Genomic DNA, 12,618 nt, shown 5'->3' with positions numbered 1-12,618 from the left:
AATATAATGTCTTTAGATATGACTAAAAAGAGAGTTTTAATTATTGATGACGATGCTCGAAATATATTTGCCCTTTCGGCTACATTACGAGCTCGTTCGTTTGAATGTGTGTCTTGTTTAAGTGCTGAAGAAGCTTTAAAAATCTTAAGCACTGATGATGCCATTGATGCCATTCTTATTGATATGATGATGCCTGATATTGATGGTTATGAAGCAATACCTATGATAAAAAAAATTCCGTTACGGGAACAAACTTATATCGTATCGGTTACCGCGCAAGCCATGATGGGAGATAGAGAGAAATGTTTAGAAGCGGGTGCAGATGATTATATTTCTAAACCAGTTGATGTAGATAAATTACTCGACTCGCTGCGAAATATATAATGAAATTTTATGATTGAGGATTTACAATTAGAAACATTAATTAATGTAGTATATGAATACTACGGTTTTGATTTTGGAAGTTATTCCAGAGCTTCATTAAAACGACGAGTAGATAGAATTTATCAACTCGATGGCTTTACGCGATTTTCAGACTTTTTATCGAAAATCAGGTCGGAACCGGAGTATTACAAACGATTAGTCGAAGAGATTACTGTGAACGTTACAGAAATGTTTAGAGATCCTTCGTTTTATGAATGCCTTAGAACCGAAGTTTTGCCCAATCTAGCCGCCAAACCGTTCATACGAATATGGCATGCAGGATGCTCGACTGGTGAAGAAGTTTTTTCGATGGCAATCTTACTTAAAGAAGCTAATTTATTAAGCAAATCATTGATTTATGCTACAGATATAAATGCGAAAGTATTAGAAAAAGCTCGCAAAGGTGTTTTTGGACTACAAACAATAAAACAATTTGCTGAGAATTATAGAAACTCAGGAGGTAGTAATGATTTTTCAGATTATTACACTGCAAATTATGGTCTCGCAAAGTTTAATGATGAATTTTCGGGTAAGATGGTTTTTTCCCAACATAATTTGGTGTCTGATGGTTCTTTTAACGAGTTTGACTTAATTTTATGTAGAAATGTATTGATTTATTTTGATAAGGATTTACAAGAAAGAGCGTTGAATCTTTTTGATTCTAGTTTATCTACTTTGGGCTATCTTGCCCTAGGAAGTAAAGAGACGATGAAATTTGCTCCCATTAGCGATAATTTCAAGCAATTGAATAAAGAGAAAGTATGGAGAAAGATAAAGTAGGTCATCGGTATGACATTGTCATTATAGGTGGGTCTGCGGGAAGTTTGCAAGTACTTATGAAAATCTTACCGCAGTTAAAATCTAGCGCTCCTTATGCTTTAGTTATTGTTTTGCACCGAAAAAATACTGAAGACAAAACTTTAGAAGACTTAATTGATTTAAAATCGGTTATGAGGGTGAAAGAAGTAGAGGATAAAGTGGCAATTTTGCCTGGCTGTATTTATGTAGCGCCTTCAGATTATCATTTATTATTCGAAAAAGAAACTATTATTTCACTTGACGCTTCTGAAAAAATAAATTATAGCCGACCTAGTATTGATGTCTCCTTTGAATCAGCTGCGGAGAGTTATGGACCAAGAGTTTTAGGAATTGTACTTTCTGGAGCAAATGCAGATGGGACCAAAGGGTTGCAAGCAATTAAGCAAGCAGGAGGAACTACAATTGTACAAAATCCAACTACTGCCGAAATGCCTTTTATGCCTCAAAGCGCCTTAGTAAACGCAAATCCTGATTGTGTTTTTACAATTGAAGAAATTATTGATTTTTTAAATAATTTACAATAGCTATTGGCTGTATTATTATCAAATATTCATTAGTAAAACTAATTTAACTTTTTAAAAATAGTTATACAAAAAAACAGCTTTTGGACAAAAGCTGTTTTTTTAGTAGTAGTGGTATTTAGTGCTTTAATAGCTAACGTGTTTTAATCTTTTCAAGGACTAGACCTACTCTAATCCTTGAAAAAAGTATATATTAAGCTGTAATAGCTAACGAATTTTGACTGTATTTGTATTCTTTAGGGCTGCAATTGTATTTTTGTTTGAATATTTTCGAAAAATAACTTCTGCTTGTGAACCCTATTGAATACACTATTTCTGAAATATTTAAATCCGTGTTTCTAATTAAGCTTTCAGCCTTTTCGATACGAATTAATGTTATAAAATCATTTACAGTTGTATTGTGAATTAACTTGAATCCTTCTTGTAATTTATTAGGTGATAATCCTGTTTGTTTGGCCAATGATTTTATAGAATAAGAATCAGCGGGCTCTTTTTGAATTACACTAGATAATAATTTAATTTGGTCAATTTGCTTTAGCGTTAAACAATTTATAATTGTCTCAGTGGCATTGTACTTATTGGAGTGATGCTCAATTTCCATTGCTAAAATAATTTGTAAGATTCCCTTTTTAAGTAAATTTCGAACAATACCTTTTTGATCAATTTTTCTTAATTGTTCTAATTTTTGACTGATATTTATATGTTGAATTCCTATGTGAACAAAGCTTTCTTGTTGATTGATAAAGGTGTTTTTTATTTTCGAATTCAAAGCATCTTTGTCGTCTATAGCAGCTGTAACTACACCAATTAATGCTAATTTAATGGCTATATTCTTTTTAAAATGGAATACATTAGATACTACTCCTACAGTATTTATTACCGCATTTTGCTGGGCTTTTATACTGTGTATATTTTTGGATATACCAAAACTGTGCTCTAAAGTTCCCTCTGAACAATACGCAAAATAGGTAGGTGAGGAACTAATAGAATTAATAGTTAGTTGTACATCTTCTAAAAAAACAATGTCAAAGTCAAAGAACTTCATTTCCTCTTGGTAAGCAATTGCTTCAATACTGCCTTTAATTAAAGCGTTGTCAAGCGTTAATTTGTATTCATTAGCATTACAATCTAATGAGCCGTTGAAATTGCTTTTAAGATCAAATACAAAATCTTTTAATGTTCCAGACTGAATGGTTATGTTTTTCATTACGCTTGCTATTAAAGTTTAAAACTCGATCCCTATTTTAGTAAATATGTTTCGTTGTTTTTATTAATTCAAATTTCGTAATAAAGTAATTGCTGGCTATTATAAAATTATTATGTAATGTTTCGTAATTATACTTTTCGATTACTTAAATAAAAAAAGCTGTTAGTCTTAAAGTGTTAGTCCTTGATTAACAGCGTTTTTTGGTTGTTTTATTCAATAGCAGCATTGTTAGAGCAATTTTCCTTGGGAACTTTATTAAAAAATTCAGCAGCTTCTAAATCAGCAGATGGGCCGTAACCTAAAAGGTAAGTTCCCATTACTGCATTTGCCGTTTCAATCACATATAATATAGACATATCATCAGGATTGCTCATTCCTTCATACCTGTGTTGTGCAACAATATAAATTTCCTCTGGTTGGTATTTGTATTTAGTTTCAGTATCAATTAAGCTGTTTCCTTGAAAAAGAAAATTAGCTCCATATCCTTTTTCTTGATACCTTTTAATGTATCCTATTTCGTGTTTTGCATATTCTTCCATGATAGCTCTTATTTAGAATTTTAAAAAAAAAAAATCACATTCTGTTTAATGATAAAACAGAATGTGATTGTATGACTTTATAGTTTTTTTCTACCGCTTATAAGCGAAAGAATAAATAGTACAATAAATATGAAGAATAATATTTTAGCGATACCAGCGGCACCAGCAGCTATTCCTCCGAATCCAAAAATTCCTGCTACTATAGCTAGAATTATAAAAATGACTGTCCATCTTAACATAATGTTTGTTTTTTAGTTAATAAATATATTGTTTGTTTGTTGTAGCAAAATTGGCACATATTCGAGGAACTATTTAACTCTAAAAATCAAAAAATTAACTCAATCGCATTTAGGGCTAATGAACACATTGAGTGAAATCTTATTAATGGTATAGGAATACTATTTATAAAATCATCTAATTATCAGTTTTTACAAAGTCGAGAACCATTATAATATACTAACTACACTAGATGTAACAAAAAACAGGTTGTTATCTTTTATACCGGTTTTAGTATAATTATATAGAAAGTGTTCTTCAAAGAAAAACCCAACAATACTAAAGCATATTGTTGGGTTTTAAAAATATAATGTAAATTCAAATAATTTAGTTCACTATTATAATTTGATTGAATTAAGGCTGAAAGTCATTTTTTCAATAGGACCTGTTACTTCATTAATTCTAGAGTTAGTATAATATAACGTATTGTTATAAATACTAAAAGTATCTGCCCAGCGAACTTGATCTCCTTCAACAAAAATACTAATTACGCCTTTTGCATCCATTTTCATAATGGCATTATGCTCTAAATCGGCATAATATAAATTTCCATTTGTATCAAACACCATTCCGTCTGGAGCCGATGTTTTAGCTATCTTTTCAACTCCTTTTTCAATCTCAGCTTCTGTGCCATTTATTAATGTTTGTACATCAATAGCGTATAAGGTATAACCAGATAACGCATGGAAATACAATTTTTTATTAATAGGGTTTATTGCTATTCCATCAGAGTTTACTTTGTTTTTCCATTCTTTTCCTTCAAAAGTTAAATGATCTACTTCAGCTTTTGTGACAACATTATTATCAAGAACACGCTTTGCATTTCCTGTTTCAATATTTAGAATAATTAGCCCAGCATGACCTGAATCTGTTAGGTATACGCTTCCATTTTCTGGATCCACTCGCAAGTCATTTATATAGGAGTCTTTATGAAAACTTTCTTTAGGGAAGGTATAGGTTCTTTTTAATGCATTTGTAGTAAGGTCAAATACAAATAACTTTGGCGCACCAATCACACCTTTAAATTGTGGACTACGGGTGTCAAGTACATACAAATCATTATTAAAAGCCACAACAGATTGTACTGCGACAAAAACCGAATCATTTACGTCTTGACCTATTTCCCATTTATTCCATTTAGCATTAGGATAAGCAGTAGTTTTACCATTCACGACTTCGGCAACAGCGTTTTCTACTCCAGTTCTCCAGCGCGGAAAGTTTACAAAAATACGGCCTTCCTGAGTTACGGTAACTCCAGTAACTTGTTGACCTTTAAATACAGCAACTTCTTTAATTATGGGTTTAGGAACTACTTCCTCCGTTTTAACTTGAGTTTTTTTTACTTCTTTCTTACAACTTGTGAAGCTGAGGATTGAAAGTAATAATATGACTATTTTTTTCATTTTAAATTGTTTTAATTATTGTTGGTTGTGCTAATCTCGATTTAGGTTTAACACTAGGTTGGTTTGTATCATCAGCAGCTCTATATCCTATTGCTACTGCAAAAAGGCTTCTATAACCTTCAAGTTTAAGTATTGTTTTATATTTATCGGGTTCTATTCCTTCCATTGGAGTTGCATCAATTTCCATTTGTGCACAAGCGGCTAGAAAAATACCAAGGGATAAATAGACTTGCTTGTCAAACCATATTTTAAGATCCTGATCTGATAATTGTTTTAAGTAGGTATTAAAATAATTAACCGCTGACTCAGGTAAATTCTCATTTACTTGTTTTTCAAATAAAGCTACATCATCGATAGCGTTAAAAATGACAAGAGTATCACAGTTGTTTATTTTTTCGGCATTAAATAAGGAAGCAGCAGCTAATTGTTCTTTTACTTTTTTATCAGATACAAAATAAAATTGCCAAGGTTGGCTGTTTATAGAAGAAGGACTTAGTAAAAGTATTTCTTTTAGCTCTTCAATTTTTTTGGAATCTATACTTTTAGTATCATCATACTTTTTAGTAGTGTAACGACTTTTCATTGCATTTATAAAACTCATTTTTGAATATTTTTATTGTGAATAGTAAAGATGCAAAGGTACCGTTTACAAGAGGCAATCACAATGATTAATAGGATGACAAGTATTAAAATTTAGTTATTTAACAGTAGTTTTAGATTTAGATGCACATTTTGAGCCCAATTTTCATATAATATAATTAAGATAAACTAAGAGTGATGATAATTGCTTTTTTATCATACTATTCGCATTATAAATCTTTTAAATTAAGAATTTTTGTCAGGATTATTTATTGAATTAAGAATTTTAAAGCGTTAAAAATATAATTCTTAAAATAGTATTAAAACGCATAATTTATTCAAAATTTCATTATACTTTTGACCCGAATTTAGAGCGGTAAAGAGAAAACGTTTTCGCTACTTTTATCCATTTAAATTCAGATTTCTTACTCAAATTTCATTTTAATTTTGAGCACCTAATGAGAGTAGCTTTATATTTTACATATTTCTGTATTCTTCTGCTTAGCGGAGGTAATAATCTACATGCTACTACAAATGATAGTCACATTGGCTATACCATAACAACTACTCTTGCAAAAAACCACCAAGTTAAATTTTTTCATAAAGATCAAGACAGCGACTTAATTGAAGATGCTGATACTGATGTAGAAGATGATTTTCATATTGGTACTGATAATAAGGGTAATTTTGCTAAGAAATTAGCAGTCAATAATTACTTGTTACCTAAAGTTTGGTATCAAGATATTTCGGGTCTTACCCTTGTAGATTTTAACTACAATATTTTAAAAGTTATTCCACAATTTAGTGGTTATTCATCTCCAATTTTTACTAGACTACGAGTACTAAGGATTTGAGCAATAAATAATTTAGTTGCCAAATTTTAGACTGACTTTACTGATAACGTAGCTAACGTTAACTTTTTGTATGGAATAATTTGAAGCAACTGATGTTTTTTTAATACCAAACGAGATACCTAAATCTCAATCAATCAATTGCTTAATTTCTATTTTACGCCATGAAAAAAATTATCATGATTACGGGCTTTATGGCCACGTTGTTCCTTGTTAGCTGTAACTCAAAAAAAGAAGAAAAGGAAGAATCAACCAAGTTTACGGTTACAAATCCAGTGGTTATTGATACATCATTCACAAAACAGTATGTATCTCAAATTAAATCAGTTCGAAATATTGAAATCCGCGCTCAAGAAAAGGGTTTTCTACAAAACATCTATGTAGACGAAGGACAGTATGTAAAAGCAGGACAACTGTTGTTCAGAATTATGCCAAAAATGTATGAAGCCGAATTATTAAAGGCACAAGGAGAAGCTAAAGCTGCTGAAATTGAATTGCAAAACGCTAAAACACTAGCCGACAAAAATATTGTTTCTAAAAATGAACAAGCGGTTGCCGTAGCTAGATTGCAACAAGCAAGAGCCGAGGTTTCTCTAGCTAAATTACACTTATCATTTACAGAAATTAGAGCGCCTTTTTCAGGTACAATTGACAGAATTCCTAAAAAACTGGGAAGTTTAATTGATGAAGGAGAATTGCTTACAAGCCTTTCTGACAATAGTGAGATTTTTGCCTATTTTAATGTATCAGAACCTGAATATTTGAATTATCAAACGCACATAAAAGACCGCGCTGATAATAAAGTAAACTTATTACTTGCAAATGGTGATGTATTCAAAGACAAAGGAAAAGTGGAGTTAGTTGAGGGAGAGTTTGATAATGAAACAGGTAATATTGCTTTTAGAGCGCGTTTCCCTAATTCCGAAAAACTGCTAAGAAACGGTGAAACGGGTTCCGTTATGATGACTGTTCCTTTAAAACAAGCGCTTGTAATTCCTCAAAAAGCGACTTATGAAATTCAAGATAAAAAATACGTATTTGTAGTAGACAAAAACAATGTGATTAAATCAAGAGAAATCACGATAAAAGGGGACATGCCTGATTTATATGTTATTGACTCTGGTATTACTGTTGGTGATAAAATTGTTTTTGACGGAATTCAAAAAGCGAATGAAAACGACAAAATCAAATTTGATTATTTAAGTCCAAAAAAGGTATTATCAAGTTTGAGACTGAGAGCAGAATAGTTGGTTTAACTATATAAAAAAATATAAAGATGTTTGATAAATTTATACAAAGACCGGTATTATCGATAGTGATATCGTTGGTAATTGTCTTTTTAGGAGTTCTGGCTATGACAGGACTACCTGTTACGCAGTTCCCTGCTATTTCGCCGCCTAAGGTAAATATTACTGCTGATTATCCTGGAGCAAATGGTGAGTTGATGGTTAAAGCGGTAGTAATTCCGTTAGAAAGAGCTATCAATGGAGTTCCTGGAATGAAATACATTACATCAGATGCGGGTAATGATGGAGAGGCTTCTGTTCAAGTAGTTTTTAACTTAGGAACTGATCCTAATCAAGCTGCTATTAATGTTCAAAACCGTGTGGCATCTGTAATTAATAAATTGCCGCCATTGGTTGTTAGAGAAGGTTTAAAAATTACTCGTGAAGAGCCTAACATGCTTTTGTATGTCAACTTATTCAGTAAAGACCCTAATACCAATCAAAAATTCCTTTACAACTATGCCGATATTAATATCCTTTCGGATATTAAACGTATCAATGGAGTGGGAGTTGCAGATATTTTAGGAAATCGTGACTATGCGATGCGTATTTGGTTAAAACCTGACCGAATGTTAGCCCATAAAATCTCTGCTGATGAAGTTATGGAGTCTTTAAGTGATCAAAGTTTAGAAGCATCACCAGGTAAAACTGGGGAAAGTTCAGGTAAGAGATCACAAGCATTTGAATATGTATTGAAATACAAAGGACGTTATACTACTAAAGAAGGATATGAAAATATTGTAGTGCGTTCTAGCGCTGATGGAGAATTACTTCGATTAAAAGATGTTGCTGATGTAGAATTTGGTAGTTCAATGTATGATATTTATTCTAGTATCAACGGAAAACCTTCTGCGGCAATTACAATCAAACAATCGTATGGTAGTAATGCAAGTCAGGTTATTAAAGATGTTAAAGCAAAATTAGAAGATTTAAAAAAATCATTTCCCAAAGGAATGGATTACGAAATTAGTTATGATGTTTCTAAATTTTTAGATGCTTCTATCGAAAAAGTAATTCACACACTTGTTGAAGCCTTTATATTAGTAGGATTAGTTGTTTTCTTATTTCTTGGTGACTGGCGTTCTACAGTTATTCCTGCAATTGCGGTTCCGGTTTCATTGATTGGTACGTTTGCTTTCATGCAACTTTTTGGGATCACCATAAATTTGATCACTTTATTTGCTTTAGTATTGGCAATTGGTGTTGTGGTCGATGATGCAATTGTTGTAATTGAAGCGGTCCATGCTAAAATGGAAGAAGAACATCTCTCTGCTAGAAAAGCGACTAAAAAAGCGATGTCAGAGATTGGTGGAGCAATTATAGCGATTACCTTCCTGATGGCGGCTGTATTTATCCCCGTAGCATTTATGTCTGGTCCAGTAGGGATTTTCTACCGTCAGTTTTCGATCACAATGGCTACAGCAATTATCTTATCAGGAATTGTGGCATTGACATTAACACCGGCATTATGCGCATTGATGTTAAAAAACAATCACGGTAAACCACGTCCTAAAAATTTAATTAATAAGTTTTTAGATGGTTTTAATAAAAAGTTTGACCATTTGTCTGAAGGATATAGAAAAGTCCTTACGATATTCATCAATAGAAGATCAGTTTCAATAGGTATTTTACTAGCTTTTTGTGTGGGTATCTTTTTCATCAACAACAGTTTGCCTTCTGGATTTATTCCAAATGAGGATCAAGGAATGTTCTATGCTATTATTCAAACGCCTCCAGGATCATCATTAGAAAGAACCAATCAAATTGCGGAACAACTTCAAAAAGTAGCCGAGAAAATTGATGGAGTAAAATCGGTTTCTGCCTTAGCAGGATACGAAATCTTAACTGAAGGAACAGGAGCCAATACAGGTACTTGTTTGATCAACTTAAAAAGTTGGGAAGATCGTCATGAAAATGTGGAAGAAATCATCAAGAAATTAGAGGAAGAGACTAAAAATATTTCGGGTGCTACAATTGAATATTTCCAACCTCCAGCGGTACCAGGATATGGAGCTGCAGGTGGATTTGAATTGCGTTTACTTGATAAAGCAGGTTCAGGCGATTACAAAAAAATGGAAACAGTAAGTAGGGACTTTGTGGCTGCATTAAAAAAACGTCCTGAATTAACATCGGTATTTACATTTTACAGTGCCAGTTTCCCACAGTACATGTTAGATATTGATAATGATATTGCACAACAAAAAGGAGTAAGTATTGAGAATGCCATGAATACGCTATCCACTCTTGTAGGTAGTAATTATGAAACGAGTTTCATTAAATACGACCGTCAATACAAAGTAATTGTACAAGCATTACCACAATATAGAGCATTGCCAGAGGATATCTTGAAATTGTATGTAAAAAATAATAGAGACGAGATGGTGCCTTTTTCTGCTTTTATGAAAATGAAAAAAGTATACGGTTTATCAGAGATTACTAGACATAATATGTACAATGCAGCCGAAATTAGTGGTGCTCCGGCTATAGGATATAGTAGTGGAACCGCAATTCAAGTTGTGAATGAAGTAGCTGCAAAAACACTTCCTAGAGGATTTGGTATTGATTGGGCTGGTATTTCTGCTGATGAGGTGGCTAGAGGAAACGAGGCTATTTATATCTTCATGATTTGCCTTGGATTTGTGTATTTGGTTCTTGCTGCTCAGTACGAAAGTTTTGTATTGCCATTGATCGTGATATTTTCACTTCCGGCGGGTATTTTTGGAGCCTTTTTATTCTTAAAATTATTTGGTTTAGAAAACAACATCTATGCTCAGGTTTCGCTAATAATGCTGATTGGATTATTAGGTAAGAATGCCGTATTGATCGTAGAGTTTGCTGCCCAGAAGCACAGTCAGGGCGTCTCTGTTATTGATGCAGCCATGGAAGGAGCCATGGTGCGTTTCAGACCAATTTTAATGACTTCTTTTGCATTTATCGCTGGTTTGATTCCACTTTCTTTAGCGTCTGATCCAGGTAAAATTGGTAATAGAACTTTAGGTACAGCTGCAGCGGGAGGAATGTTTATAGGTACTGTATGTGGGGTTGTATTAATTCCGGGATTGTATTTAATTTTTGCTAAAATATCCGAAAAACACAAGCTCTCTAAAGACGAAGATGAAAATCCATTAACTGAAGAAATTAATCATAATGTATAAAACAAAATTTTATCGCTATGGTATAGTAATGATGATTGGCCTTACTGCAGTAAGTTGTAAGGCACCTTCATCAGTGATTATGCCCGAAAATAAAGCTATTCCTCAAAGTTTTGGGACTAGCAAAGACACTACCAATACAGTAAAAATTACTTGGGAGAATTACTTTAAAGATCCTAATTTAACTGCGCTTATTGAAGTTGCCTTACAAAACAATCAAGAATTGATGATTACTTTGCAAGAAATAGAAATCGCAAAGAATGATATTCGCGTTCGTAAAGGCGCTTTGTTACCTTCTGTAGGGCTTAGAGCAGGTTCAGGTGTCGAAAAAGTAGGACGCTACACAAGTCAAGGTGCGGGTGATGCTTCTACTGATATTGCTCCAGGCAAAGAGTTTCCAGAGGCTTTAACTGATTTCAATGTTAGTGCTTACGCTAACTGGGAAGTGGATATCTGGAAAAAACTACGCAATGCTAAAAAATCGGCTGTTAGTAGGTATTTAGCAACTGTTGAAGGGAAGAATTTTGTAGTGACTAACTTGATTGCTGAGGTTGCTGATTCGTATTATGAATTATTAGCTTTAGACAACCAACTTGAAATTGTAAAACAAAATATCGACTTGCAACAAAATGCACTTGAAATTGTAAAGGTTCAAAAGGAAGCGGCTAGAACAACTGAACTTGCTGTTCAAAAATTTCAAGCCGAAGTTTTCTCGTCTAAAAGCATGGAATTTGATATTAATCAAAAAATTGTAGAGACTGAAAACCGAATCAATTTTTTACTAGGACGTTACCCTGAGAAAATCAAACGTGAGAGCAGTAATTTTTTGAATGTATTACCCGCTGCAGTTCGTACAGGTATTCCTTCTCAATTATTAGCGAATCGCCCTGATATTAAGGCAGCAGAGTTAGCGTTAACAGCAGCAAAATTGGATGTTAAGGTAGCTCGTGCTGAGTTTTATCCATCGTTAGATATTTCGGCAGCTTTTGGTTTACAAGCTTTTAAAACTTCTTATTTAGTGAAATTTCCAGAGTCTTTATTGTATAACTTGATAGGGGATATTACGGCACCGCTAATTAATAGAAACGCTATAAAAGCAGAGTTTGCTTCGGCAAATGCGAGACAGCTTCAGGCGTTATACAATTATGAACGTACTGTTTTGAACGCGTACTTGGAGGTTTCGAACCAAATGGCTAATATCAATAATTTAGAAAAAAGCTATAATTTAAAATCACAACAAGTAGCAGCAATGAATCAATCCATAAGTATTGCTGGTGATTTATTCAAATCAGCAAGGGCAGATTATTTTGAAGTTTTAATGACGCAACGTGACGCACTTGATTCTAAATTAGAATTAATCGAAACAAAAAAAGACCAACTAAACGCTTTTGTACATGTGTACAGAGATTTAGGAGGTGGATGGAATTAACTCATTCAAAAACCGAAAGAGCCAGCAGTATTGTCTGGCTCTTTTTTTATATAATAAATTACCAGAATCTTAACAACATATATCAATAGTATTGATTATTTTTCATTGCTGCTTTTTTTACCATTAGTAAGCA

Annotated in this window: 12 protein-coding genes; 7 read left to right on the top strand and 5 right to left on the bottom strand. The window is 32.9% G+C overall.

Annotated elements, in window-relative coordinates:
• Positions 1–18 precede the first annotated feature (18 nt).
• The 3 genes from ACVEGE_RS19050 to ACVEGE_RS19040 are packed head-to-tail and all read left to right on the top strand — an operon-like array spanning position 19 to position 1,766.
• A complete protein-coding gene (locus tag ACVEGE_RS19050; protein ID WP_192501724.1) occupies positions 19–384 on the top strand; it encodes a response regulator in 366 nt (121 codons plus the stop codon).
• A 9-nt stretch (positions 385–393) separates the two neighbouring features.
• A complete protein-coding gene (locus ACVEGE_RS19045) occupies positions 394–1,203 on the top strand; it encodes a CheR family methyltransferase (protein WP_192501723.1) in 810 nt (269 codons plus the stop codon).
• Positions 1,185–1,766 (top strand): chemotaxis protein CheB, encoded by a 582-nt coding sequence (locus ACVEGE_RS19040; RefSeq protein WP_192501722.1) that lies wholly within the window; start codon positions 1,185–1,187, stop codon positions 1,764–1,766. The genes ACVEGE_RS19045 and ACVEGE_RS19040 overlap by 19 nt, the downstream gene beginning before the upstream one ends.
• 190 nt (positions 1,767–1,956) lie before the next feature.
• Here the strand turns inward: ACVEGE_RS19040 and ACVEGE_RS19035 are convergent, their stop codons facing one another.
• The 5 genes from ACVEGE_RS19035 to ACVEGE_RS19015 all read right to left on the bottom strand — a co-directional run bounded on the left by ACVEGE_RS19035 (position 1,957) and on the right by ACVEGE_RS19015 (position 5,789).
• Entirely contained in the window at positions 1,957–2,970 is a 1,014-nt protein-coding gene (locus ACVEGE_RS19035; protein ID WP_192501721.1) for a helix-turn-helix domain-containing protein, read from the bottom strand.
• 209 nt (positions 2,971–3,179) lie between these two features.
• Positions 3,180–3,509: a hypothetical protein gene (locus ACVEGE_RS19030; protein WP_217424413.1), complete on the bottom strand. Its 330-nt coding sequence runs from the start codon at positions 3,507–3,509 to the stop codon at positions 3,180–3,182.
• Positions 3,510–3,586: 77 nt separating this feature from the next.
• A complete protein-coding gene (locus tag ACVEGE_RS19025) occupies positions 3,587–3,748 on the bottom strand; it encodes a DUF1328 family protein (protein ID WP_173853427.1) in 162 nt (53 codons plus the stop codon).
• Positions 3,749–4,123: 375 nt separating this feature from the next.
• On the bottom strand, positions 4,124–5,188 hold the full coding sequence (locus ACVEGE_RS19020) for an L-dopachrome tautomerase-related protein (RefSeq protein ID WP_173853426.1): 1,065 nt from the start codon (positions 5,186–5,188) through the stop codon (positions 4,124–4,126).
• 1 nt (position 5,189) lies between these two features.
• Entirely contained in the window at positions 5,190–5,789 is a 600-nt protein-coding gene (locus ACVEGE_RS19015; RefSeq protein ID WP_192501720.1) for a nitroreductase family protein, read from the bottom strand.
• A 436-nt stretch (positions 5,790–6,225) separates the two neighbouring features.
• On the opposite strand from ACVEGE_RS19015, the gene ACVEGE_RS19010 reads away from it, so the two are divergent.
• The 4 genes from ACVEGE_RS19010 to ACVEGE_RS18995 all read left to right on the top strand — a co-directional run bounded on the left by ACVEGE_RS19010 (position 6,226) and on the right by ACVEGE_RS18995 (position 12,485).
• Positions 6,226–6,621 (top strand): hypothetical protein, encoded by a 396-nt coding sequence (locus ACVEGE_RS19010; RefSeq protein ID WP_192501719.1) that lies wholly within the window; start codon positions 6,226–6,228, stop codon positions 6,619–6,621.
• A 161-nt stretch (positions 6,622–6,782) separates the two neighbouring features.
• Positions 6,783–7,865 (top strand): efflux RND transporter periplasmic adaptor subunit, encoded by a 1,083-nt coding sequence (locus ACVEGE_RS19005; RefSeq protein ID WP_173856078.1) that lies wholly within the window; start codon positions 6,783–6,785, stop codon positions 7,863–7,865.
• Between the two features lie 29 nt (positions 7,866–7,894).
• Entirely contained in the window at positions 7,895–11,059 is a 3,165-nt protein-coding gene (locus ACVEGE_RS19000; RefSeq protein WP_192501718.1) for an efflux RND transporter permease subunit, read from the top strand.
• Entirely contained in the window at positions 11,052–12,485 is a 1,434-nt protein-coding gene (locus ACVEGE_RS18995; RefSeq protein WP_173856080.1) for a TolC family protein, read from the top strand. Before ACVEGE_RS19000 ends, ACVEGE_RS18995 begins: the two co-directional genes overlap by 8 nt.
• The last annotated feature ends 133 nt before the right edge of the window (positions 12,486–12,618 follow it).

The organism is Flavobacterium sp. PL002 (genome assembly GCF_054165825.1).
Note: the sequence above shows the minus strand (reverse complement) of the source record. Positions and strands in the feature narration are given on the sequence as shown.

Coding starts and splice junctions, on each gene's coding strand:
- ACVEGE_RS19020 (WP_173853426.1), bottom strand. CDS start 5,188: ATGAAAAAAATAGTCATATTATTACTTTCAATCCTCAGCTTCACAAGT.
- ACVEGE_RS19005 (WP_173856078.1), top strand. CDS start 6,783: ATGAAAAAAATTATCATGATTACGGGCTTTATGGCCACGTTGTTCCTT.
- ACVEGE_RS19015 (WP_192501720.1), bottom strand. CDS start 5,789: ATGAGTTTTATAAATGCAATGAAAAGTCGTTACACTACTAAAAAGTAT.
- ACVEGE_RS19050 (WP_192501724.1), top strand. CDS start 19: ATGACTAAAAAGAGAGTTTTAATTATTGATGACGATGCTCGAAATATA.
- ACVEGE_RS18995 (WP_173856080.1), top strand. CDS start 11,052: ATGTATAAAACAAAATTTTATCGCTATGGTATAGTAATGATGATTGGC.
- ACVEGE_RS19025 (WP_173853427.1), bottom strand. CDS start 3,748: ATGTTAAGATGGACAGTCATTTTTATAATTCTAGCTATAGTAGCAGGA.
- ACVEGE_RS19030 (WP_217424413.1), bottom strand. CDS start 3,509: ATGGAAGAATATGCAAAACACGAAATAGGATACATTAAAAGGTATCAA.
- ACVEGE_RS19035 (WP_192501721.1), bottom strand. CDS start 2,970: ATGAAAAACATAACCATTCAGTCTGGAACATTAAAAGATTTTGTATTT.
- ACVEGE_RS19000 (WP_192501718.1), top strand. CDS start 7,895: ATGTTTGATAAATTTATACAAAGACCGGTATTATCGATAGTGATATCG.
- ACVEGE_RS19010 (WP_192501719.1), top strand. CDS start 6,226: ATGAGAGTAGCTTTATATTTTACATATTTCTGTATTCTTCTGCTTAGC.
- ACVEGE_RS19040 (WP_192501722.1), top strand. CDS start 1,185: ATGGAGAAAGATAAAGTAGGTCATCGGTATGACATTGTCATTATAGGT.
- ACVEGE_RS19045 (WP_192501723.1), top strand. CDS start 394: ATGATTGAGGATTTACAATTAGAAACATTAATTAATGTAGTATATGAA.